The sequence below is a fragment of the Ilumatobacter sp. genome (assembly GCF_046290335.1).
GTDB lineage: Bacteria > Actinomycetota > Acidimicrobiia > Acidimicrobiales > Ilumatobacteraceae > Ilumatobacter_A.
Map to the genome: position 1 here is coordinate 687,583 of NZ_JBKAGH010000003.1, position 23,208 is coordinate 710,790.

Genomic DNA, 23,208 nt, shown 5'->3' on the forward strand with positions numbered 1-23,208 from the left:
GGTTACCTCGGCGCTGGTTGCGTCGATACTCACGTGTGCCTTTTTCTCGTGACGACCGCGGAACGACCCGCAACCGACTGTCGGGAGCGATGCGTGCCCTCTGGACGCGCTTCGCCCGTCGGGCGTGGTCTCGCGCGGGCGCTGTCGCTGCCGTGGTGCGCTCCGGGGTGCCGCGTCGGGTGCTCGGCATGTCGAGCCGCTTGCTGTTACTCGTCGCAGGTTCGGCGCTGATCTCGGTCTCGGTCTCGGTCACCATCTGGAATCAGCTGGGTCCCGGTCCGCTGGACGTGTTCATCGGAGCAGTTCGAGTCCACACCGGTCTCCCGATGTCGCTCGCCGTGTGGCTGACCGTCGGGTCGCTGATCGCTGCGGCGTGGATGCTCGGACGACGGCCTGGCTTCGGCACGATCGTGTCGCCGTTCCTGATCGGTCCGATGCTGCAGGCCGCGCTGGCAGTGCTCGATTCGTTCGACGTCCCGTCGTCGCTGCTCGTGCGTGTCGGTCTGCATCTGGTGGCGATCGCCGGAATCGGCGTCGGCGCCGGCGCTCTGATCGTGTCAGGACTCGGTGCCGGATCCGGTGAGTTGTTCGCCGGCGCGGCGTCCGACCGGATTCGTCGACCCGAGTCGAGGGTTCGCCCGGTCATCGAGTTGAGTTGGATCATCCTCGGCGTCGGACTCGGCGGCCCTGCTGGCCTCGGAACCGTGCTCGTCGCTGTCTTCATCGCGCCGGCCGTTGCCTGGGGCTACCGATCCGTCGACTCGTCGGTGGTCCGCTCCAAGCGTCGCCTGGGCACGGGCCACGACGCGCTCCGTGCCTACGAACGCCGCGCCGTCGAACGCGAACTCGCCCACCGTTGACAACACCTGGGGTCTGACCCCAGCTGTCGAACGCCTGGGGTCTGACCCCAGGTGTTGAACGCCTGGGGTCTGACCCCAGCTGTTGTCAGGGTTCGACGAGGTTGGCGCTGTTGAAGTTGTCGAGCGCGGCGAGGAACGACGTGACGACCGAGGCATCACCAGCCACGATCTCGATCCGGCCGGCGGTGACGAGGTCGTTCCAGCGCTCGGCGTACGCAACGACCTCGACGAGCGTCGGTCGATCGAGGCGCACCACCGCATCGGCGACACCGGCATCGGCGACACCAGCATCGTCGACGTCCGCGTTTCGGCTCAGGTCGTCGTGATGCACGGTCGAGTTCTCGATGCCGAGGCGATGCAGTTCGCCACCGTCTCCCAAGTCGGTGACGTGCCACACGATCGATGCCGACTGCGGGAAGCGGGCCGGATCGAAACGCACGCCCATCAGTTCGATCAGTTGCTCGCCCGTCAAGCCGTTGGCCATCGCGGGCGGGCCGCTCCGTCCGAACTGGATCGTGCCGTGGCGGAGCTCGTGCGCCCCCATGAGGTAGGCGTTGCGCCACGTCGACGACTCCGCCTGATAGGCGAGCTGCTCCATCGCGTCGGCCGAGAGCTGCCGCGCCTCGCGGTGCGAGGGATCGTGGAAGATCAGATGCTTCAGCACCTCGACCGCCCACCGGTAATCACCTTGGTCGAATGCCGAGCGCGCTCCACGCATCACCCCGTCCGGGCCGCCCATCATGTCGACGTAGCGGTGCGCCGCGTCGACCGGCGGATGCGGATGCAGGTTGGCCGGGTTGCCGTCGTACCACCCGAGGTATCGGTTGTAGACCGAGCGCACGTTGTGCGACACGGTGCCGTAGTACCCCTGCACGTGTGACTGCTTGGTGAAGTCATCCGGCAGCTCGGTCAGCTCGGCCGCGATCTCGTCGGGCGTGTAGCCGTGGTTCGCGAGCCGCAACGTCTGGTCGTGCATCCAGCGGTACACGTCTCGCTGCAAGGTGAGGAACCCACGCACGTCGTCGGTCCCGAAGCGCGGCCAATGGTGGCTGGCGAACATCGTGTCGGTGTGGTCACCCCACAGCTGCATCGCTTCATGGATGTACTTGCTCCAGGCGAGCGGATCACGAACCTGCGCACCCCGGATCGGATACAGGTTGTGGAGCGTGTGTGTGCAGTTCTCGGCCATGCACAGCAGTCGGTGGTCAGGGAAGAAGAAGTTCATCTCCGAGGGCGCTTCGGCGTCGGGCGTGTTCTGGAACACGATGCGGATGCCGTCGACGTCGAGTTCGGTTCCGGTTTCGGTGATGACTTCGGTCGGAGCGACCAGCCCGGACGTGCCCATCGGTACCGTCTTGCCGAGTCCGGCATCGACCTGGCCGCGGGGTCCGAACGGGAGGAGCGGCCCGAACTGATACATCGAGCGGCGACCCATGATCGGGCCTGCCAACACGTTCTCGGCGACCGCTTCGCGCATGAATCCCTCGGGAGCGATGACGCGCACGTCGCCACGGTCGACGGCCTCTCTGGTCGTCACCCCGAGCATGCCACCGAAGTGATCGAGGTGGCTGTGGGTGTAGATCACCGCAGTGACCGGACGCTCACCGAGATGGGTGTTGGCGAGGTCGAGGCAGGCACGTGCGCATTCCTCGGACGTGAGCGGGTCGATGATCAGCCACCCGTTGTCGGCCGCCATGAACGTGATGTTGGAGATGTCGTAGCCGCGCGCCTGCCAGACGTTCGGAGCGACCTCGAACAGGCCGTGGATCGCGTTGAGCCTCCCCTGACGCCACAGGCCGGGATGGACGGTGTCGGGGGCGGCCTCGTCGGTGCGCAGGAAATCGTGGTGTGCGGTGTCCCACACCGGTCGGCCGTTCTTCTCGATGCGGCCGGTGTCGTGCTGAGCGATGAGTCCGCGGCTCGCCGCCTCGAAGTCGACCTCGTCGTCGAAGTCGACCACCGCGGCAGAGTTGCGTCGGCGCGTGGACTCCGAGGCGTCGTTCGGTGCGAGGGGATCGGGGGCCGTCGTGTCGCTCGTGCTTGCCGTCATGGTCGCCATTCCAGCACGTCCGGCCTACCTTGCCGTCCATCGGCGACCCTTCGCCGGCCCGGCGGCAACCCGGTCAGGGCCGTGTCGATGGTCGTGTCGATGGCCGTGGGCGCGTCGGGGTGCGCGGTCGTGAGCCATGCCGGTGGTCGACGGTGCCCGAGTAGTTTGTGACCGTGCAACGTCCTTGGAAGCCGCCGAGTGGCCCAACGCTGCGGGCGGTGGTCACCGTCGGCTGGCGAGAGTGGGTCGCGTTCCCCGAGTGGGGTGTGCCCGCGATGAAGGCGAAGATCGACACCGGCGCACGCACGTCGGCGCTGCACGCGACCGACCTCGAACACTTCGAACGAGACGGCGCAGCGTGGACGAGTTTCGTGGTCCATCCCTGGCAGGCCACCGACGACGACGCCACCAGGGTCGAGGCGCCGGTCGTCGATGAGCGCGAGGTGACGAGTTCGTCGGGAACCACGTCGCTGCGCACTGTGGTCGCGGCGACGATCCAACTCGACAACGTCCCTCGCTTGATCGAAGTCACCCTGACCCGCCGCGACGACATGGGCTTTCGAATGCTGATCGGTCGAGAAGCGTTGCGCGGCCACTTCGTGGTCGATCCGGAACGCTCGTACCTCACCGGGAGACCGTCGAAAGAGCTTCGACGAAAGAACCGAGATCGGCCATGACCGACGCTCCGGCCCCCGAGCCGATCGACGCGCCACCACGGTCTCGCCGGATCCTTCGACGCCCGTCGTTTTCGATCGGCGGACTCGAGGTGCGCGCCGGCCGTCGCGAGATCGGTGAACTTCCCATCTCGCGCCTCGTCACCGGCACACAGATCTCGCTGCCGATCAGCGTGGTGCACGGTCGACACGATGGTCCGGTCGTGTGGCTGAGCGCCGCGGTGCACGGTGACGAGATCGGCGGTGTCGAGATCATTCGCCGCACCCTGGCGGCGATCGAGCCCTCGACGCTGGCGGGCACCATCGTCGCCGTTCCGATCGTCAACGTGCATGGATTCCTCAACGGCGATCGCTACCTGCCCGATCGCCGCGATCTCAACCGGTCGTTCCCGGGTTCGCCAACGGGGTCGTTGGCGGCCAGGATCGCGCACTTGTTCATGACCGAGATCGTGTCGCGCAGCGACGTCGGCATCGACTTGCACACCGGTTCCGATCATCGGACGAACCTCCCTCACATCCGCGCCGACCTCGACGACGCGCAGACGCGCGATCTCGCGATCGCCTTCGGGGCTCCGTTGATGATGCACGCTCGGCTGCGAGACGGCTCGTTGCGTGAGGCGGCGACGGCGACCGGGTCGACGGTGTTGTTGTACGAAGGTGGCGAGGCATGGCGATTCGACAAGCAGGCGATCGAAGTCGGTGTCACCGGCATCGGTCGTGTGCTGCGGCGACTCGGACTGCTCTCGTCGTTGCCCGACGAGTTCGTCGGCGGGGTGGTGCCGGCCGAGTCGCGCTCGAGCGGTTGGGTGAGGGCGCGACGCAGCGGCATCGCGCTCCTCGATGTGGAACTCGGTGACCACGTTGAACGCGGGCAGACGATCGCTACCATTCGCGACTCCGTCGGTCGACGTCTCAGTTCCGCACGTGCTCCGCGAAGCGGCACCGTGATCGGTCACATTCAGCAACCTCTGGTCAACCAGGGGGACGCTCTGATCCACATCGCCGACGTCGGCCGTCGCATCCCCGAGGCAACGAACCCCGAATGAAACTCGCACTGCTCTCTCGCTCCCCGAACTCCTACAGCACGCACCGGTTGAAGTCGGCCGCGCTCGAACGCGGGCACACATGCAAAGTGCTGAACACGCTTCGCTTCGCGATCGACCTGGCCGGCGGCGAACCGGACCTCCAGTTCCGGGGCAAGCGGCTGTCGGACTATGACGCTGTGCTGCCGCGCATCGGCGCCTCGATCACCTACTTCGGCACCGCGGTCGTCCGCCAGTTCGAGCAGATGGACGTCTACACGCCCAATACGGCGAACGGAATCGCGAACTCGCGCGACAAGCTGCGCGCGACGCAGATCCTCAGTCGTCACGACATCGGGATCCCGGCGACGTCGTTCGTGCGCGACAAAGCCGATGTGTTGCCCGCGATCGAACTGGTCGGCGGGGCGCCGGTCGTGATCAAGTTGCTCGAAGGCACGCAGGGCATCGGTGTGATCCTCGCCCCCGACAAGAAGGTCGCCGAGGCGATCATCGAGACGCTGCAGTCGACGAAGCAGAACGTGCTGATCCAGCAGTTCATCACCGAGAGCAAGGGCCGCGACATCCGCGCGCTGGTCGTCGGTGACCGTGTCGTCGGTGCGATGCGGCGAACGGCGCAGGGCGACGAGTTTCGCAGCAACGTCCACCGCGGTGGATCGGTCGAGGCGGTCCAGTTGACAGCCGAGTATGAAGAGACGGCCGTTCGGGCGGCGCAGATCATGGGGCTGCGAGTGGCGGGTGTCGACATGCTCGAAGGCAACGATGGCCCGCTGGTGATGGAGGTCAACTCGTCGCCCGGACTCGAAGGCATCGAACGGGCGACCGATCTCGACATCGCGGGTGCCATCGTCGACTACATCGCGAACCAGGTGGCCTTCCCCGAACTCGACGTGCGACAGCGGCTGACGGTCAGCACCGGGTACGGCGTCGCCGAGCTGCTCGTGCGTGAAGGTGCCGAACTCGTCGGCACGACGCTGGGTGATTCCGGGCTTCGCGAGCGTGACATCACGGTGCTGACGTTGCATCGAGATCGTGCCGTGATCCCCAACCCGCGGATGTCACGAGTGCTCGAGGCGAACGACCGTCTGCTGTGTTTCGGCAAGCTCGACGAGATGCGCGACATGATCCCGGCTCGTCGTAAGCGTCGAGCGAGGGTGCGCAAACTCCCCGACGACGCACTGCACTTCCACGACGAGTGATCGGATCGTTGGCCCGCTCAGCCTTGCGGCGGTTCAGGCGTCGGCTACGTCGAAGCGAGCTTGTTGACCTCGGCTGAAGTGGTCGTCGATGTCGCAGATGACGCGATAGGTGCCTGCCTCCTCGAAGGTCACGGTCACGCTTCGAGTCGCTCCGGGTGGTATCCGTTCGGTGCGACCGAGCACCTTGTTCTCGGCGGTCCATACTTCGAGCTGATGATCGATCTGTCCGGCGTTGCGCACGTTGAACGAGATCGTGTCGCCGGCGACGATCGTGATGACGTCATCGGATCGGAACGCGTACTCGATCGCCTCGAGGTCGACGTCGCGAGCGGGGCCGGATCCCGGTGCATCGGGATCACCGCACGACGTGAGTCCGAGCGCGCCGACGATCAGGAGGGTGGAGAGCAGTCGGGGTCGCACTCGGTCAGTCTTGCAACCCGCAACCGCGATCACGCGCACCGTCCACCGGCGCCGACCATCCACCAGTTGCGTCAGGTGGGCTGAGAAACTGTCTGGCGCATGAACACCGCAGTCCACCACCTCCCCATGCCCGCGGGCATGGCGGTCGCGTCGCCGATGCGTCGCTCCCGGACGGAGATGTGGTCGGCGCCCGATCCGCGAGCGATCGTGCTCGATCCGTGGGCGCCACCGCGCGGTCAGCCGATCGCATCGATGTCGTTGTCGCCGTGGCCCGCCCCCCGGGCCACGGCGCGCATCGCCTGGATGGCGGCTCCGCCGGCAGTGCTTCCCCCGCCGACGCTGTCGCTTCCGGCTCGTTCGCCTGATGTCGACCGTGCACTCGCCGCGCTGCGGGCCTTGGCGGCCCATCCTGACTCGATCCTCGCTCAGCCGACCCGTCCGTCCGGTCCGGTCGTAGCGGTGATGACTCCGCTGCCCCCGCCGAGTCTCGACGCTCGCGTCGCAGACGGTTCGTTCTCTCGAACGACACCGGCGAATTCGGTGGAGACGGCGTGGCCGCTGCGGCTCGAGGACCCCCTTCCCGACACGATCGAGCGTGTCGGCACCATCGATCCGCCGATCGGGACGACCATCGATTCGTCCCCGCTCGATGTGCGAGCGGATGATGGCGAGTCAGGTGTGCGCTGGCACGTGGCGGCGTTGGTCGCCGGCGCCGGTGCAGCGGCTGCCGCGACGATCGCGCTGCTCGTCGCAGTGCTCTGAGCTCGCGTCTGCGTCGGCGTGGGTGTCGATCGCTGTGTCGGGCCGGGTGAACGGGGGAACTGGCAGACTCCCCCGATGATGCGTCGCTTCCTGGTCGTGCTCGCCGTCCTGACCGTTGCGTCGTGCAGCTCCTCGGGTGGCGACACCGTGCCGGATACCCCCTCGACCACGACGCCGAGCTCTGCGGTGGTGACCCTGGACTCTGCGGCGACGACCGCCGTCATCGGCGAGCTCGACGGTGACGATCCGGTCGGCACCGTCGCCGATCCCGGCGCCATCGACCCGGCGAGCACCGACGGCGCGACGGTATCGACGACGACGAGGCCACCGTTCGTGATCACCGGACCAGCGACCGTCGAGAGCACGGTGGGACGAGAGCCGGTGCAGGAGACGTCCACCAGTCAGCTGAGCCAGCCGTGCGCGGAGGTCCCGCGCGGCCTCGACACCTTCGAACTCGATGCCGGAGGAGCGGTTCGCGACGTGCGGATCGTGGTACCGAACTCGCTGTCGGTCGAGCCTGCGCCGGTCGTGTTGAACTGGCACGGCCTCGGTGCCGACGGTGCGTCGCAGGCCGTCTACAGCGGCTACGAGGCGCTGGCGGAAGAGGCGGGCTTCGTCGTCGTCCACGCCACCGGTGTCGCGGGTGGAAACAGTCCCGGAACGTCGTGGGAGTTCGACGGGTTCGACGACCCGGATCGTGACGACATCGCCTTCGTCGATGCGTTGATCGACTCGGTCGTCGCCGACTGGTGCGGAGATCCGGCACGCGTGTACTCGACCGGGATGTCGAACGGAGGGTTCTTCACCGCGTCGCTGGTGTGCCACCTCGCGGACCGCATCGCGGCGGCGGTGGCGGTCGGTGGCCTCGCTCACCCGGACGGTTGCACGCCCACCCGGCCGGTGCCGTTCCTCGCGTTCCACGGCACCGACGACGACATCGTCCCCTTCGACGGCAACGGGCGTTCCCCGCTCGTCGGGATCGTGAGCGACGAGTTCTTCAGCAACGACATTGCCGCCGAGTTCGCACAGTTCGCCGCGACCAACGGTTGCGCCGTCGAACCCTCACGCGTCGAAGAGACCGCCGAGGCGATCCGCTACGACTATCTCGACTGTGCCGACGGCGTGCCGATGACGTTCTACGAACTCCCGGGGAGCGGCCACACGTGGCCGAACTCGCCGACGGCCGACGGGCTGCCCGGCGGTGACTTCCACACGTCCGATGTCGACGCGACGGTCGATGGCTGGGAGTTCCTGCGACAGCACTTTCTCGATTGACGGTCTGGGCGGCGACGGGGGCCTACGCTCGGCGCATGTCGCGCGAGATCCTGGTGCTCAACGGGCCGAACCTCAACCTGCTCGGAACACGGGAGCCCGAGGTGTACGGCACCACGACCCTCGACGACATCGTCCTCGAGTTGACCGACCTGGCGGCGGCTCGGGGATACACCCTGCGGGCCGTGCAATCGAACGTCGAAGGCGAACTGGTCGACGCGCTGCACGCAGCGCGAACGACCTGCGTCGGGGTCGTGTTCAATCCGGGCGCCTACACGCACACGTCGATCGCGCTGCGCGACGCGATCTCGGGGGTCATGTTGCCGGTCGTCGAGACGCACCTGTCCAACGTGCACGCTCGCGAGGAGTTCCGGCACACGTCGATGCTGTCGGCGGTGTGTCTCGGCGTGATCGGCGGCTTCGGCGCGACGAGCTACCGGCTCGCGCTCGACGCGCTCATCAGCCACGTCGAAGCTGCGTGAGCCTGTCCCGGCTCGACGCTGCAACTCGGCCATCACGTGGCAGAATGTTGCGATGGCAACAAATGAAGCGAGTTCCGAGACCGCGACCCCGCACTTCGGATCGGACCACGACGGCGACCACCCCGACCGCACCGACGAGTGGGAGCGCCTGCGGTCGACGTACCTGTTGCCCGCCGATCAACGCCCGGCGTCGACCGCGCGCGGCGTGCATCATCAGGCGCTGATCTCCTCCGACGTCGAGCAGACGATCGAGTTCTATCAAGGCTTGCTCGGGTTCCCGTTGACCAAGCTGTTCCAGAATCGCGACTACGAAGGGTCGACGCACTTCTTCTTCGACATCGGCAACGGCAACGCGCTCGCGTTCTTCGACTTCCCCGGCCTCGGCCTCACCGAGTACGCCGAGGTGCTCGGGGGGCATCATCACCTCGCCATCTCCGTACCGCGTGACAACTGGCTGGTGCTGAAGCAGCGCCTCGCCGATGCCGGTATCCCCACCTTCGAGGCGGGAGACACGTCGATCTACTTCGCCGGCCCCGACGGCGAACGCATCGAGATCATCTCCGATCCGCTCGGCGAGATGTACGGCATGACCGTGCTCTGACGCGCAATCCGGCGCCGTAATCCAGCACCGTGAACCCGGCACCGTCACCCCGCACCCTGATCCAGGCGCTGCCGGTCTGGCGTGGGAGGTTCAGGGGCGGCCAGCGCGGGGGTGCTCGACGCGGGTCGACACGATCGTGCCGGTCGCGGTGCCTCGAGCGAGTTCGGGGTCGGCGGCGGCGCCGGTGAGGACGAACAGCGTTGCGCCGTCATCGCCGCCGAGCATGCACGCATAGGTGTTGTCGGGCGTCGCCAGGCGGTGGGTGATCTCGCCGCCCTCGATCACTCGCACGACCTGCTTGCCGAGCGCGTCGGAGAACCAGATGCCGCCCGCTGCGTCGAGCGTGCAGCCGTCGGGGAACATCCCCGGCACCTCCGCCCACGTGCTGCCCGCGCCGAGGTTCCCGTCGGCGTCGATCGCGAACGCGGTGTATTTCGCGCCCATGGTCTCGCCGACGATGAGCGTCGTGTCATCGGGTGTGATCACCGCTCCGTTCGGGAAGAACACGAGGTGGTCGTGCACGTCGACCGAACCGTCGGGGCGCACGACCGACAGCCGGGTCGGGCGCGGTTCATCGCCGGCTTCGAAGTCGAACCCGAAGTTGCCTACGTAGATGGTTCCATCCACGCCGACCACCATGTCGTTGCAGTTGCCGGTGGCAGCGTCGGCGAGCTCCGCGTGGACCACGACCGATCCGTCGGGCTCGCGGCGCAGGACCTTGCGCTCGATCATCGAGACGAACACCAGCCGACCGTCTGGCAGCCAACCGAGCCCGGAAGGACGCTCGTGATGCTCCAGTTCGACATGGCGAGTGCCGCTCCCGTCGGCGTGGATCTCGACCGAGGAGATCGTCTGCTGGAAGAAGTCGCTGAACCACAGTCGGCCGTCGTGCCACCGCGGTCCCTCGCCGAAATCGATCCCGTCGATCACGAGGGTCCAGTCGGGTGTCGCTGCAGCATCGGTCATCGCGGCAGCGTAGGTCGTGCGGTTCGCCCGTTTCGAACGGCGGGCCGGTCGACGGTGATGGATGCTGGCGAGCCGGCCGCTGCATCGATCCCGACCAGGTGATGCAGTCGCCTGGCTAGGAACGGCCGAACATCCGCCGCATGAGGCGATCGATCAGCAACGGCTTGTCCCGCTTCTCTCCGTCGTCGAGATGACGGTCGCAGTAGAACTGATACGGAGGGCGCGGCTCGCCACAGGTCTGGCACCGATATCGCTGCCTCAGCGGGTTGGGATTCCCCATGTTGCCGCCGAACATGGCGACGACTCTAGCTCGTTCGGCCTCCGGCTCGTCCGGGACCTCGTCGGCGGCGAAGCGTGACGGTCAGCTGTTGGCTCGGCGGACGCGGACCGACTTGTTGCGGATCTTGGCGCCGTCCATGCTGCGCAACACCTTGCCGGCGTGCTGCTCGGGAACCTGGACGAAGGCCGATTTGTCGTTGATCTTGATCGCACCGATGTCGCTGCCGCTGATGCTCGCCTCGTTGGCGATCGCGCCGACCAGGTCGCCGGGTCGCACACCTGCGGATCGACCGAGGTTGAACTGCAGGCTGACGAAGCCCGCCTCGACGTGGTGCGAGCCATCAGGATTGCGGAGCGCTCGCTGCTCACCGCGGTCACCGCGCGGTCCGCGATCTGCCCGCGGCCCGTCGTTGCGCTGTCCTCGGTGGCCCTTCCGATCGCCTCGGTCGTCACGGTCGCCGTACCGGTCGCCCTTCTCCGAACGAGCGTTGACCTCGGGAATGTCCTGCTCCGTGCTCGTTCGCCCGGACGCCTCGTGAGCGAGGCGCACGGCGGCGATCGCGACGTCGATCGGATCGTGCTCGGCGCTCAGCGTCTCCACGATCGAGCGGTAGAGCTCGATCGAATCCTGGTCGCCGATCTTCGCCGCGACTTCGTCGCGCGTGATCTCCATGCGCTTGGCCGTGAGGTCGTTGACCGTCGGCACCTTCTCGATCGAGATCGACTGGCCGGTCTGTCGTGCGATGTTGTTGATCTTGCGGTGATCCTTCGGGCCGCCCAGCGTGATGGCGATGCCTTCGCGTCCGGCACGGCCGACTCGGCCGATGCGGTGCGTGTAGGCCTCGGTGGTCTGAGGGATGTCGAAGTTGACGACGTGGCTGAGGTGGTCGACGTCGATGCCGCGCGCCGCGACGTCGGTGGCGATCAGCAGCGTGGCGATCCCGCTCTTGAGGCGGCCCATCGCCCGGTCGCGCTGATCCTGGCTCATGCCGCCATGGAGCGCTTCGGCCCGGTACCCGCGGGCGTTCATCACGTCGACGAGTTCGTCGACGTCGCCACGAGTGCGGCAGAACACGATCGCTGCTTCCGGCGACTCCATGTCGAGGATGCGGCCGAGCGCTGCAGCGCGGTGGGCGCGGTGGCTGAGGTACGCGGTCTGGCGAACCTTCGGGATCGTGCCCGCCGTCTCGGTCGCACGCTTGATGCTGATGCGAACGGGGTTGCTGAGTTGACGAGAGGCGATCGAGTCGATGCGGTTCGGCATCGTGGCCGAAAAGAGCACGGTCTGACGCTCCGGTGGCGCAGCGTCGAGAATCGCCTCCAGGTCTTCGGCAAACCCCATGTCAAGCATCTCGTCGGCTTCGTCGAGCACGACCATGCCGCATCGACCCAGGTCGAGCGAACCCCGCTTGAGATGGTCGAGGACGCGTCCCGGCGTGCCGATGACGATGTCGACGCCAGCGTTGAGCAGGCTGAACTGTGGTCCGATGCTGGCACCGCCGAACAGTGCCGCGATCCGCACGCCGCGCTGAGCGCCGTACTGCTTCATCGCCTCGGCGACCTGGTTGGCGAGTTCACGCGTGGGGACGAGCACCAGCCCGAACGGCGTCTTCGACTTGCCCGCGCCGATGACGCGGTCGAGCATCGGCAACGCAAACGCGGCGGTCTTGCCGGTGCCGGTCGCCGCTTGACCCAGCAGATCGAAACCGTCGAGGAGCGGCGGGATCGACTCGGCCTGGATCGGCGTCGGAGTGTCGTACCCGAGTGCGACCAGCGTGCCGAGCAATTCCTCCGACAGACCCAGGTCCGCGAACCGGATCACGCCATCGTCGAGGAGTTCGTCGTCGTCGATCACTTCATCGTCGAGGAGTTCGTCATCGATCGCGTCTGCGTCGGTTGCGTCTGCGTCGCTCGCCGTGTCGATCTCGTCCGTGTCGACTTCGATGTGCGTGACGTCGTGTTCGGGGTCGTCGAGCGACTCGTCGAGCAGCAGTCGATCGAGCACGGAATGCTCGCCGGCGGTGGGTGCAGGCAAGGACGCCGGCGTGGCATCCAGGTCGTCGGACGCGTCATGGCCCGTGTGTTCGAGTGTGTCGTCTTGGTGCATCGCTTCGATCCCTGGGGTTTTGGTGCCCCGTGGTTTCGAAGCCATTCCAGGTTAGGGGCGAACCGCCTGCATCGTCGGTTGTCGACGCAAGCGAGCCAGCAGTCACGTCACTCGGTGCGTCAACCGGTACGTCGGGCAGGGCGGTCGAAGAAGAGGTCGATGCGGCCCGAGCCCATGTCGACGGCGGTCCATCCGTGGCGTCGAGCAAGCATCCGGACGCGACGGCTGCGGCGGCTCGCCGGCATGACGAGTCGCCCGACGTCTTCCTGACGAGCCCATTCGGCGAGGTGCGCGAGCAGTCGACTTCCGAAGCCGCGACCGCGGTGCTCGGCCAGCGCGACCATCGCGATCCGTGCGTCGGCGGTCACGGTGGCCATCGCAACCAGCGTGCCGTCGAGCATCATCCCGAAGCGTGCTGCGGCCGGGCCCAACAGGTCGGCGACGACATCGGTGTCGGTACCGTCGACGCCACCCTCGAGGGCATCGAGGAAGGGCTGCACGAGGCCGAACAGGCTCGGATGGTCGATCGCCACGACGATCGGTTCAGGAACGGTCACCCGTCCGAGTGCTGACATCATTTCCATACCGTGATGCTGTCCGCCCGACGTGTCGACCATGTTTCGTCGAGATGCACGCCGTGTAGCCATCTGACCAGTCGTCTGGCGGCATCCCGATGAACACCTCGGTCACGATCGGGTGGCGGCGTGTGCATGATCACGCTGCAGCGCGGCGTCACGGTCGCGTGTTGTCGTGACGCACAGTCGAGGCGCTCAGCGACCGGAATCGCCAGAACCGTCAGATTCGTCGGCGTGCTCGCTCGGCGTGGCGAGTTCGGTCTCGGCGGTGGCCGCTGCCACAGCGGTGAGTGTGTCGTCGAGTTCGCGAAGGTCGTCGAGTTCGTCGACATCGATCTCGTCGGTCGCGCCAGGGGCGGCGTAGCCGGCCGCGAAGGCGAGCACCGTCGGAACGATCACCAGCGGCCACCAGGCAACCGATGGGAGCGGGAAGATCCGCAGTACCGAGAACGCGACGGTGAGCAGCATGCCGACCCCGAGCCCGGACGCCGCGAAGCGCAGCGCTCGCCGAAATCGATTGGGCGGCAGCGTGCGGCGCGCGAGCCCTTGCAGGTTGAGGTAGATCGACCCGGCGGTGGCTGCGAACAGCAACAACGCGAACAGCGCCATCGTCGAGGTGACCGACCCCCGAACGTCGACGGCGAAGTCCTCGGTGGCGAGCAACTCCCGGTCGGCGCCCGGTGCGTACAATGCGAGTTTCGCTCGCAGGTAGCCGTGGGCCTGGCTGTCGATGTCGAAGAAGTCGAGCGGAACCGTGACCTCTCGGGTCTCGCCAGGATCGAGTTCGACGGCGATCCGAGTCGTGTACGTCAAGAACGTCAGCCCGAGCATCTCGCCCTCGAGGCGCAGGTACCGCACCGCTTGTGGCACGTCGCTCGTGTTGACCATCGTCATGTTGAGTTCGGACTCCACGATCGACAGCGGGAGCGGATCGGCAGCGTCGGCGTCGCGGAGGTCGATCTCGTCGATCGTTGCTTCGATCTCGATCACCTGCTCGTTGCTCTCGCCGCACGCCGAGAACGTGAGCATCGCGATGACACCGATGCCAGCGGCGCGCACCGACCGACGCCGAGCGGTTCGCGAGGCGCGTCGGTGCGTGGCGCCGGGGTGTCCGCCTCGCGGGTGAGAAGAGGAGATGGTCGGCTGCATGGCGATCGTCGAGGTCGGTTCCAGATGGTGAGGTTCGGGTCGCTGGCACTCGGTTGTCGTGCGGGAGCACCGAGTCTGTCACCAGCATGACGCATCGACGTCAGCGATGCGTGAATCGTCGGCCCATCTGAACGGAGCCCCTGCGCGGGCGGCGTCCGACGTGGGCGGGTCTCGGCGTTCTACGCTGCGGGATGTGCACCCCGTCGTCGAGATCCGCCAACCCGATCAGCCGCCGCTCTTCGTGTCGGTTCGCGGACCACTCGAGATCGGACGCGAGTGCCGAGGAGTCCTCCTCGCCGACCCGCAGGTGTCTCGTCGGCACCTGGTGATCGATACGGCGGACGGCGCGGTGTCGGTGGCCGATCTCGGGAGCACCAACGGCTCGACGATCGACGGGGTGCCGTTGCGGGCGCCGACGCTGCTCGGACCCGGCCAAGTCGTCCGGTGCGGCGAGACGACGATTCGGCTCGATGCGCCCGTCCCCGCATCGGTGGCGCCAAGTGGTCACGGGAAAGGCACCGTGGTCGCCGGACCGGCCGACGAGCCGACCCGCACGATGGTCGCCACCCCCCAGTCATCTGGCGCGGTCCCGGCGCCGCCGGAAGCATCTGCGCCGCCTGCGCCATCTGCGCCATCTGACGACTCGATCTGGGCGCCGCAGCGCCCGGTCTCGGTCGACGACGAGATGCGTCGCACCTCGATCGACATGGTCGCAGCCAGCGCTGTCGACGACGGCTTCGACCTGGCGTCGCTCCCCGCCGACCAGGGAACGCTCACGATCGTGTTCAGCGACATCGAGTCGTCGACCGAACGTAACGTCGCGCTCGGCGACCAGGCGTGGTTCGAGGTGCTCGCCATCCACAATCGGATCGTTGCGAAGCGGGTCACCGAGTTCGGCGGGACGATCATCAAGAACCAAGGCGACGGCTTCATGCTGTCGTTCCCCGGTGCTCGTCGGGCGCTCGACTGCATGATGGCCGTGCAGCGCGATCTGACCGAGCATTCGAGCAAGCACCCACAACGAGCGGTTCGGATCCGGATCGGCATGCACACCGGCGAGGTGTTGGCCGACGCTGATGGTGACCTCTTCGGTCAGCACGTCGTGGTCGCGGCTCGCGTGGCGAACCTCGCAGCGGGTGGTGAGATCCTCGTGTCGTCGCTGACCAAGGAGATCATCGCCTCTCGCGGCGACGTCGTTTTCGAACCGGGCCGCGAGGCGCATCTCAAGGGCATCGGCGACGCGGTCGTCTACCCGATGGACTGGGCCCGCCACCGCTGATCCCCGTATCGGTTTGTGTCAGACACAAACCGTTACGCCTCGTGCTCAGCGGGAGGCGAGCGCCTTGATCGCGGTGTGACGGAGTGCTTGCTTCGCTGCTCGGCGGCGGCGCCGGTTGGCGCGGGCGGCGAGCCCGAGGGCGATCGCGCCGATCCCGCACAGCGCCGCCGGCCCGATGACGGCGGCCTGACCGCGAGCGGTGCCGGCGATGATGGTGAGCCCGGCCGATGCCGCAGCGCCGAACAGCGCGCCGGTCAGTGCGAGGCCGACGAACGACGTCACGCCGTTGCGACCCCGACGGAACGCTCGCAGGTTCGACTCGATGCCGGCGACGGCGAACAGCGCGAGCAGGATCGAGATCACGCCCGCTGCGGTGAGGAACCACGGGTTCGTGGCGGTCACCGCGAACGTCGACGAGCCGAGCGCGGCTCCCGTCGCCGTGTCGGTCAGATCGATCGAGGCCGTCAATGCGCCCGACGTGACGTTGCCGAGGAATCCGGGATCGAGCTCGACCGCTTCACCGGCCTGGACGTCGATGCTGTCGGTCGATCCGACCGCGACGCCGAGTTGGGTGAAGGCCATCGATACACGAAGCCCGGGCAGCACCCGGTCGACCGTGATGGTGTCGGAGAGGTCGAGTTCGATGGGATCGTCGAGGTTCGCGACGGGTGTTCCCTCGACGAGAATCGCAGCGAGTGCTCCGGACCCGGTCGATTCCGGTTCCTCGGTGCCGCCTCCGACCAGCGCCCAGACCAGCCCGGCGACGAACAGCGCGGCGGCGATGGCGTATTGCGCGATCGGCCGTGATGGTGCAGCCAACACCTCGGAGATGTCGATGAGTCGATCGACGTCGGCCGCCTTGGCTCGGCCGACGTCGCGGTCCGACGGCAACGGCTTGACCGGCGCGTCCGACAGCGGCGGTTGGGGCGACGGGGTTGCAGGCGTCGGGTCGGTCGACGCTTCCGGTGGCGTCGGTTCCGGCTGCTGATCGTGCGGCTGCGGCGAGGACTCGCCCGCCGCCCGGCCGTCACGATCGCGGCCGTCGCGATCGCGGTGGTCATGATCGCGGTCTGCGGGTGACCCGATGACCGTCGACGACGCGCCATCGACTGCGCCATCGGCCGTAGTGGTGGATCCGCGGACGACGGTGCTTCGCGCACCGTCGGTCGTCGGCATCTCGGGACGGCGCGCCTCGTCGGGTCGAAGCGTGCGGGCCGCCCGGCCGATTCGTTCCGATCCGCGAACGACCAACCCGCTCGCGTCGAGCCATCCCGGCCCCCACGCGTCGACGGCGGCCTCGGCGAGCCGCGTGCCGAACTCCTCGGCCTGTCCGAAGCGCTCCGACGTCGAACGGGCCAGTCCGCGCATGGTCACCTCGGCCAGTTGCGTTGGGACGCGGGGTGCAACGTCGCGGAGTGGGAGCGGCTCGGAGGTGATCCGCTGGGTGAGCATGGCGACGAGGGAGTCGGCGCGGTCGAACGGGAGCCGACCCGAGAGCATCTCGTAGTACATCGTGGCGGTGGCGTAGACGTCGGCGGGCGGGCCGACGTGGTTGCCCTCGGCCTGTTCGGGGGCCATGTAGGCCGGGGTGCCGAGCACCGATCCGGCGATCGTCGCCTTGGTGCTGGTGCCGTTCACCATGCGCGCGATCCCGAAATCGGTGACCTTCAAGACGCCGTCGGCGTCGAACATCAGGTTCTCGGGCTTGATGTCTCGGTGCAGCACCTGTTGGTCGTGTGCGTGCTGCATCGCCGAGCAGGTCGCCAGGGTGATCGCCGTCGCCTGCGGCATCGTGAGACCGGTCGCGACGAACTGGTCCCACACCGTGCCGCCCGGGAGTTGCTCCATGATCAGGACGCAGTGGTCGTCGCGCTCGATGAAGTCGTAGACGGGGACCACGTGTGGGTGATTCAGCGTGGCGAGCACCCGGGCTTCGACGGAGAAGCGATCGCGGGTCGCTCGGTCGGCGGCGAGCGAGCCCTGCAGCTCCTTCACGGCGACGAGCCGATCGAGGCTGCGGTGTCGGGCGAGGTACACGACCCCCATCGCGCCCCGACCGAGTTCGCGTTCGATGCGATATTCGGGGAGGAGTGCGTCGAGCGCCGCGAAATCGCCCGCTGTTCGGTCAGGCTGGTCGCCCGTTGGTGTTCCGCTCACGACCGTCAACGTACCCAACCCACGTCAACCAGGCGTGACGTGGACCCGGCACGACGTCGTTCCGCGCGAACCTCATGTGAAGATCGAGGGTTTGGGGTGGCGGCGACGGTCGGCGACAGAGTGGGTCTGACCCACTCTGTCGCTGTTCGACGGAGCATTTGCGTTGCACGTTCACGGCGTGTTGACGGCGACTTCGTAGCATGTCGTCCATGTCGAGCACTCCACATCGCAGCGGGGCAGCGCATCGTCGCCTCGCGCGGCTGTTGGCTGCTGCCGCCGTGCTCCCCGTCGGTCTCGGCCCTGTCGGCTTCGCCGTTGCCAGCGGCGACTCGACGACGACCACGACGACCACGATCCCCGTCACGACCACGACCCCCGTCACGACCACCACCACGAGCGCTGCGGAGATGACGACCACGACGGCCCCCGAGACGACGAGCGTCCCGGAGACGAGCTCGACGGTTCCCGAGGCGACGACCATCCCGGAGACGACGGTTCCCGAGACGACCACGACGGTGCCGGCGATCACGATGGTCGAGACGACCACGTCGGTGCCCGAGGCGACGACCACGACCATCCCGGAGACGACGGTTCCCGAGACGACCACGACGGTGCCGGCGATCACGATGATCGAGACGACGACGACGGTGCCCGCGGCCACGACGGTCGAGACGACGACGTCGGTGCCGGCGGCCACGACGGCGCCCGCTACGACGGTTGCGCCAGGTCGTAACAGCGCTCCGGGGCTGCCGGTCGCCAACGCGGCCGGTCAGCCGACGGCGTGGACGGTGGGGCTCGAGGTCACCGACACGTTCGGATACGACGTGCCGTGGTCCCTCACGATCAGCGAGACCGTCCTGACACGAGACACGTTCCAGCTGCGAGATGGTGAACGTTCGCCCGACGTCATCCGCCCCGACGATGGTGACTACATCGTGCAGGTCACGCCCTTCGGTCTCGACACGTTCTGGTCGTGCGTCGGCGATGACTCGACGGTGCCACAGACTTCGACCGCTTCGCTTCTCCAGGTGTTCGTCACGCCCGACGACACTCGGATGGACTGCACGCTGACGTTGACGAATCCCACCCCGTCGACGTTGGTCATCGAGCACGTGTTCCCGAAGATGCCGGCCGCGACCGCGACCTACGACATCGTGTACGGCACCCGACAGAACCCGACCACGATGACCCCGGGGGCGGGCGGCACGTTGTCGCATGGCCAGTCGACGACGTTGACGACGTGGCAGGGGCAGTCGCTGTTCATCACCGGGGCGTCGGTGGTCGGTGGATGGCTCGTCGACGTCGATTGCAGCAACGCCGTCGCATCGGGCTTCTTCCTCGATTGGAATCCCTTCCGGGCCGACGCCACCATCTCCAACTTCCGGATGCGGGCGGGCGAGACCACCACCTGCCAGTTCGTCTACGACACGCTCGGCACCGTCACGATCGTCGAAGACGTCGACCCCGACGGAGCCGGCGCACCGCCGGCCGACTACACGGCATCGCCGACATCGAGCATCTCGACCGGGCCGTCGGCGTTCTCGCTCGCCGACGGACAGACACAGACGCTCGGCGTGGCGTTCAACCAGTCGGTGCTGGTCGAGCGCGCAGCGGTGCCGGAGTACGTGCTCGAGTCGCTCGACTGTGTCCGACTTCTCGACGGCGGCGGCACCGAGCCGGCATCGATCATCGCGTCGTCGGTGAGTGCGTCCGGCACGTCGTTCGTTCGTGTCGCGGCAAACCCCGGCATCGACGTGGTGTGCACCTTCACGTCGGTGCCCGCCGGGCCCCCGACCGTTACCGTGTCGCAGCGGCTCCTCGTCGTCGACCCGGCGCTGTATGCGGATCTCTCCGTCGAGCTTCGCGACGCCACGACCAACGCGCTGCTCGACACCATCGACTTCACCACGGCCAGCGATCCGAGTGGTGTCGGGATCACGCTGCCCGACCGCGGGCAGTACTCGCTCACCGTCGTCGACGATCAGGGTCTCGACATCACATGGAGCTGCGGTACCCAGATCGGCAACACGACCACGTTCGACCTGCTGCTCGGCGAGGGAATCAGCTGCCAGGCGCTGGCCGACGAGAATCCGGCGACCGGCTCCGGCTCGCTCACCCTCACGAAGGCGACCAGCCCGGACCAGTTCTACGACTACGACGTCGAGGTGTTGCTCGGTGCGTACCCGATCGCCGAGTTCGAACTGAGCGTCGACGGCGGTCCCGTTACGGTGAACGACCTCGCTGTCGGCGAGCACGTCGTCATCGAGACGACGCCGTTCGACACGCAGCTCACCGGCATCGACTGCGGTCCGGCTGCCACCTCGACGATCACCCGGACCCCGTTCGGTGTCGACGGCAACTACTTCTGGCGCAACCAGGTCACCGTCACCATCGCCGACGGCGCCGCCGTGTCCTGCTCGCTGACGAACGAGTTGGTCGAACCGCCGACGGCGCTCGACGTCTACGTCGACATCGACCCGTCCGACGGGACCGAGTCGGTGACGATCACGGTCGAACCGGCATCCGCGGTCACGTCCGGCCCGTCGGTGCGGACGATCACCGGCGGCAGCGGAAGCGTCAGCTTCATCCTCGACAACGACGCCGACGTCACGGTCACGCAATCAACGCTCACCGGTTTCCGGACGCAGTCGTCGTGCGGCTTCGATCCGGACACGACCTCGCTCAGCCAGACGTTCACCACCCCGGCGGCTGGAGGCGTGGTGAGTTGCTCGTTCCTCAACGGGAACACGCCCCCGAGCATCACGGTGTTCACCGAGACGGTGCCGGCCGGACTGCCCCAGGTGTTCGACTACACCGTCGACCCGGCGGGGTCGGTGACCGTGGGGCCGGACGCCTTCGCTCAGTCACATGGCAATCTGACCGAGCTCGAACTCGATCCGTTGGTCGCCGATCCGACGATCACGCAGACGCCCGTTCCCGGCTTCCTCACGTTCACTTCGTGCCTCGACACGACGATCGGCGACCCGACCACCGTGTGGGAGTCCGGCAACGTCGCGACGCCCCAGCCGAACCCGGGGGACGAGATCGTCTGCAGCTTCCGCAACGTTCCGGCCGGCCCGAGTCACACGGTCTCGGTCGACGTCGACGTGTCGACCGGTCCGGTCGACCTGTCGGACCAGTACGAGTTCTTCATGCGAGTGTCCGGAGACGGCCTGCAGAGCCCGAATGGAATCGGAGCAGAGCAGCGCATCTGGGTCAGCGATGGTGACCGTCCCGAGTTCCGCGTGGAACAGGCGACACCGGAGATCACGATCGAGCGGATCGACGGGTTCTCCGGCTTCGATGGCTTCGAGTACCGGATCACCTGTGGTGCGCTGTCGGAGGTGAACCAGCCGCTCACGTTCACGCCGAGCGCCGACACCGACTGTTCCTTGAGCTTCGAAGCTCGCACGGTCACGGTCGAGAAGTCCGTGGAGCCGGCCGTGATCGGTGGCTTCGACACGTTCGACATCGAGGTCGACGCAACGGTCGGCGGCACCGACGGGGTCTCGTTGCAAGACGGCGACCGCGAGACGTTCGTGATTCCCCCTGCCCAGACGGTCGATGTGACCGAACTCGATACGGGTCCCTACGACGCCACGACCGTGTGTACGCGCCTCGACGCGGGCGGCGCGGCGGTGGTCCCGCCGACCGGACCGTTCGCCGGAGCGTCGGTGACCCTGCCCGGCGACCGCACCAGCTATGAGTGCCTCATCGTCAACAGCGCGACGTTCGTGTCGAGCTACGAGGTCGTGGTGGAGAGCGAACTCGATCTCGGCGAAGTCCAGATCCCGGCGCAGTTCCCCGGCATCGACGTGGAGTTCGACGGAGATCTCGCCCGCGGCGGCGACGGGGGCCCGATCCTGGAACGTCCCCGTCCGTCGGTGGCCACCGGTGGGGCGTTGGGTGCCCGGCCGCCGGTCGTCGGACCGGTGTCGAACCTGATCGAAACCGTGACCGTGCCGACGAACGGATCGGCATCGGTGCTGGTCACCGGAGGCGGCGATGTCACGATCGCTGCTCGAGGTGGGTCCGAAGCCTTCGCGACGTCGATCTCGTGCCCCGGTGGCGCGACGAATGCTGACGGGTCGGTCACGCTCTCCGGCGTGTCCGCCAGCGTGACCTGCCTGATGACGAACACGGCGGCAAACCTGACCCTGCGTAACTCGGTGGTCGGCCCGACGACGGTGACGGCGTGGCCGTTCTCCATCTCGAACGTCGTCGCGGGGCCGTCGACCCCCTCGCTCGGACGCACCGGATCGGTGACGGTAGCGGTCGCGGTCGACTCGCTCGTGACGATGACGCAGACGAGCACGCTGGGCGCCGCGACGGTGGACAGTTCGTGCGGTCCGATCACCACACCGCGACCGGCGGGAGGGTTGACGCCTGGTGGCTCGGTCGGTTTGCACCATCGACCGTTGCTCGCCGCGCTGTTCGACACCTCGCAGAGCGTGACGCTCGGCGGTGGCTCGTCGGTGACCTGCACCTTCGTCAGCACCTACGCCACGACGTCCCCGCCGACCCCGACGACCACGCCCACCACGACACCATCCACCACGACACCATCCACCACAACGCCATCCACCACGCCCACCACGACACCGCCCACCACGACACCGACGACGATGCCGGGTGGCTCCCTCCCCGGTCCGGTGCCGCCCACGACACCCGGCGATACGCCGGCGACCACGACGCCCGGCGTGACGCCGATCCTCACCGTGCCATCGCCGACGACGGCGCTGCCGCCGGCCCCGTTCGCCCCGCCGAGTGGGACGCCGACGACAGTGCCGACGAGTGACACGACGCCGGACACCACTCCGGACGGCGAGGTGCCGACCACGCTGCCGCCGTCGGAGGATCCGCCCGCTGGCGATCCGCCAAGCGATGCGCCACCCAGCAGTCAGCCGCCTGGCGAGCCCGGCACGAACGACGAGCCACCGTCGGCGATGATCACCACCGACGGTCCCGATGACGTCTTCGTCGACATCGGCGATCCGATCCCGGTGGAGATCGACTGCGACGGCGAGGTGATGATCCTCGTCAATGGGGTGCCTCAGCAGCGGGTCGATCAGATCGAGCCGTCAGCGCTCGGACTCGGCGACCACGTCATCGAGGTGCGCTGCGACGGCGAGACCATCAGCGAGGTGCGCGCCGTCGTGTTCGAGCAGGACGAGGGAGCCCCGGCTGGCAGCAACATGACGGTGATCGTGATGTTCGTCGTGATGGCCGCCGGAGCGTTCCTGTTCGCCCCCTCCGCCGCGAGTCGCAAACGCCTCACCGTCTGACCCACGGAGCGATGAGGACCGGTGCGACCAGGTCGCGTGGGTTCTCATCGG

At 67.5% G+C, this 23,208-nt stretch carries 17 protein-coding genes; 10 read left to right on the plus strand and 7 right to left on the minus strand.

Annotated features, from left to right (window positions below; all coding sequences use genetic code 11):
• The first annotated feature begins 89 nt into the window (after positions 1-89).
• A complete protein-coding gene (locus ACE37B_RS15745) occupies positions 90-860 on the plus strand; it encodes a YczE/YyaS/YitT family protein (protein WP_409924272.1) in 771 nt (256 codons plus the stop codon).
• 85 nt (positions 861-945) lie between these two features.
• Here ACE37B_RS15745 and ACE37B_RS15750 read toward each other — a convergent pair whose 3' ends face one another.
• Positions 946-2,910: an alkyl/aryl-sulfatase gene (locus tag ACE37B_RS15750; RefSeq protein ID WP_409924273.1), complete on the minus strand. Its 1,965-nt coding sequence runs from the start codon at positions 2,908-2,910 to the stop codon at positions 946-948.
• Positions 2,911-3,083: 173 nt separating this feature from the next.
• On the opposite strand from ACE37B_RS15750, the gene ACE37B_RS15755 reads away from it, so the two are divergent.
• The 3 genes from ACE37B_RS15755 to ACE37B_RS15765 are packed head-to-tail and all read left to right on the plus strand — an operon-like array spanning position 3,084 to position 5,823.
• Positions 3,084-3,587: an ATP-dependent zinc protease gene (locus ACE37B_RS15755; protein WP_409924274.1), complete on the plus strand. Its 504-nt coding sequence runs from the start codon at positions 3,084-3,086 to the stop codon at positions 3,585-3,587.
• Positions 3,584-4,630, plus strand: coding sequence for a succinylglutamate desuccinylase/aspartoacylase family protein (locus tag ACE37B_RS15760; protein WP_409924275.1), 1,047 nt, complete (start codon positions 3,584-3,586; stop codon positions 4,628-4,630). The genes ACE37B_RS15755 and ACE37B_RS15760 overlap by 4 nt, the downstream gene beginning before the upstream one ends.
• Positions 4,627-5,823: a RimK family alpha-L-glutamate ligase gene (locus tag ACE37B_RS15765; RefSeq protein ID WP_409924276.1), complete on the plus strand. Its 1,197-nt coding sequence runs from the start codon at positions 4,627-4,629 to the stop codon at positions 5,821-5,823. Before ACE37B_RS15760 ends, ACE37B_RS15765 begins: the two co-directional genes overlap by 4 nt.
• A 33-nt stretch (positions 5,824-5,856) precedes the next feature.
• On the opposite strand, the gene ACE37B_RS15770 is transcribed toward ACE37B_RS15765, so the two are convergent.
• Complete coding sequence (locus ACE37B_RS15770; protein WP_409924277.1) at positions 5,857-6,243, minus strand: cupredoxin domain-containing protein; 387 nt, start codon at positions 6,241-6,243, stop codon at positions 5,857-5,859.
• Between the two features lie 99 nt (positions 6,244-6,342).
• Between ACE37B_RS15770 and ACE37B_RS15775 the strand changes: the two genes are divergently transcribed.
• From ACE37B_RS15775 to ACE37B_RS15790, 4 genes are all read left to right on the plus strand, one after another.
• Complete coding sequence (locus ACE37B_RS15775) at positions 6,343-7,005, plus strand: hypothetical protein (protein WP_409924278.1); 663 nt, start codon at positions 6,343-6,345, stop codon at positions 7,003-7,005.
• A gap of 75 nt (positions 7,006-7,080) precedes the next feature.
• Positions 7,081-8,280, plus strand: coding sequence for a prolyl oligopeptidase family serine peptidase (locus ACE37B_RS15780; RefSeq protein ID WP_409924279.1), 1,200 nt, complete (start codon positions 7,081-7,083; stop codon positions 8,278-8,280).
• Positions 8,281-8,315: 35 nt separating this feature from the next.
• Positions 8,316-8,759, plus strand: coding sequence for a type II 3-dehydroquinate dehydratase (aroQ, locus tag ACE37B_RS15785; RefSeq protein ID WP_409924280.1), 444 nt, complete (start codon positions 8,316-8,318; stop codon positions 8,757-8,759).
• A gap of 52 nt (positions 8,760-8,811) precedes the next feature.
• Positions 8,812-9,360, plus strand: a complete 549-nt coding sequence (locus ACE37B_RS15790) for a VOC family protein (protein ID WP_409924281.1) — start codon at positions 8,812-8,814, stop codon at positions 9,358-9,360.
• A gap of 90 nt (positions 9,361-9,450) precedes the next feature.
• On the opposite strand, the gene ACE37B_RS15795 is transcribed toward ACE37B_RS15790, so the two are convergent.
• The 4 genes from ACE37B_RS15795 to ACE37B_RS15810 form a co-directional block, all read right to left on the minus strand.
• Positions 9,451-10,326, minus strand: a complete 876-nt coding sequence (locus tag ACE37B_RS15795) for an SMP-30/gluconolactonase/LRE family protein (RefSeq protein WP_409924282.1) — start codon at positions 10,324-10,326, stop codon at positions 9,451-9,453.
• Between the two features lie 361 nt (positions 10,327-10,687).
• Entirely contained in the window at positions 10,688-12,712 is a 2,025-nt protein-coding gene (locus tag ACE37B_RS15800) for a DEAD/DEAH box helicase (RefSeq protein ID WP_409924283.1), read from the minus strand.
• A 119-nt stretch (positions 12,713-12,831) separates the two neighbouring features.
• A complete protein-coding gene (locus ACE37B_RS15805) occupies positions 12,832-13,290 on the minus strand; it encodes a GNAT family N-acetyltransferase (RefSeq protein WP_409924284.1) in 459 nt (152 codons plus the stop codon).
• Between the two features lie 192 nt (positions 13,291-13,482).
• Positions 13,483-14,346 (minus strand): hypothetical protein, encoded by an 864-nt coding sequence (locus ACE37B_RS15810; protein ID WP_409924285.1) that lies wholly within the window; start codon positions 14,344-14,346, stop codon positions 13,483-13,485.
• Between the two features lie 283 nt (positions 14,347-14,629).
• On the opposite strand from ACE37B_RS15810, the gene ACE37B_RS15815 reads away from it, so the two are divergent.
• Positions 14,630-15,715, plus strand: coding sequence for an adenylate/guanylate cyclase domain-containing protein (locus tag ACE37B_RS15815; RefSeq protein WP_409924286.1), 1,086 nt, complete (start codon positions 14,630-14,632; stop codon positions 15,713-15,715).
• Positions 15,716-15,760: 45 nt separating this feature from the next.
• Here ACE37B_RS15815 and ACE37B_RS15820 read toward each other — a convergent pair whose 3' ends face one another.
• Positions 15,761-17,872 carry a protein kinase domain-containing protein gene (locus ACE37B_RS15820; RefSeq protein ID WP_409924287.1) on the minus strand — a complete coding sequence of 704 codons (2,112 nt, stop codon included), beginning with the start codon at positions 17,870-17,872 and terminating at the stop codon, positions 15,761-15,763.
• A gap of 209 nt (positions 17,873-18,081) precedes the next feature.
• Here ACE37B_RS15820 and ACE37B_RS15825 point away from each other — a divergent pair, with 209 nt between their 5' ends.
• Positions 18,082-23,157, plus strand: coding sequence for a hypothetical protein (locus ACE37B_RS15825; protein WP_409924288.1), 5,076 nt, complete (start codon positions 18,082-18,084; stop codon positions 23,155-23,157).
• Positions 23,158-23,208 lie beyond the last annotated feature (51 nt).

Coding starts and splice junctions, on each gene's coding strand:
- ACE37B_RS15760 (WP_409924275.1), top strand. CDS start 3,584: ATGACCGACGCTCCGGCCCCCGAGCCGATCGACGCGCCACCACGGTCT.
- ACE37B_RS15745 (WP_409924272.1), top strand. CDS start 90: ATGCGTGCCCTCTGGACGCGCTTCGCCCGTCGGGCGTGGTCTCGCGCG.
- ACE37B_RS15780 (WP_409924279.1), top strand. CDS start 7,081: ATGATGCGTCGCTTCCTGGTCGTGCTCGCCGTCCTGACCGTTGCGTCG.
- ACE37B_RS15750 (WP_409924273.1), bottom strand. CDS start 2,910: ATGACGGCAAGCACGAGCGACACGACGGCCCCCGATCCCCTCGCACCG.
- ACE37B_RS15765 (WP_409924276.1), top strand. CDS start 4,627: ATGAAACTCGCACTGCTCTCTCGCTCCCCGAACTCCTACAGCACGCAC.
- ACE37B_RS15775 (WP_409924278.1), top strand. CDS start 6,343: ATGAACACCGCAGTCCACCACCTCCCCATGCCCGCGGGCATGGCGGTC.
- ACE37B_RS15790 (WP_409924281.1), top strand. CDS start 8,812: ATGGCAACAAATGAAGCGAGTTCCGAGACCGCGACCCCGCACTTCGGA.
- ACE37B_RS15800 (WP_409924283.1), bottom strand. CDS start 12,712: ATGCACCAAGACGACACACTCGAACACACGGGCCATGACGCGTCCGAC.
- ACE37B_RS15795 (WP_409924282.1), bottom strand. CDS start 10,326: ATGACCGATGCTGCAGCGACACCCGACTGGACCCTCGTGATCGACGGG.
- ACE37B_RS15825 (WP_409924288.1), top strand. CDS start 18,082: ATGTCGAGCACTCCACATCGCAGCGGGGCAGCGCATCGTCGCCTCGCG.
- ACE37B_RS15805 (WP_409924284.1), bottom strand. CDS start 13,290: ATGATGTCAGCACTCGGACGGGTGACCGTTCCTGAACCGATCGTCGTG.
- aroQ (WP_409924280.1), top strand. CDS start 8,316: ATGTCGCGCGAGATCCTGGTGCTCAACGGGCCGAACCTCAACCTGCTC.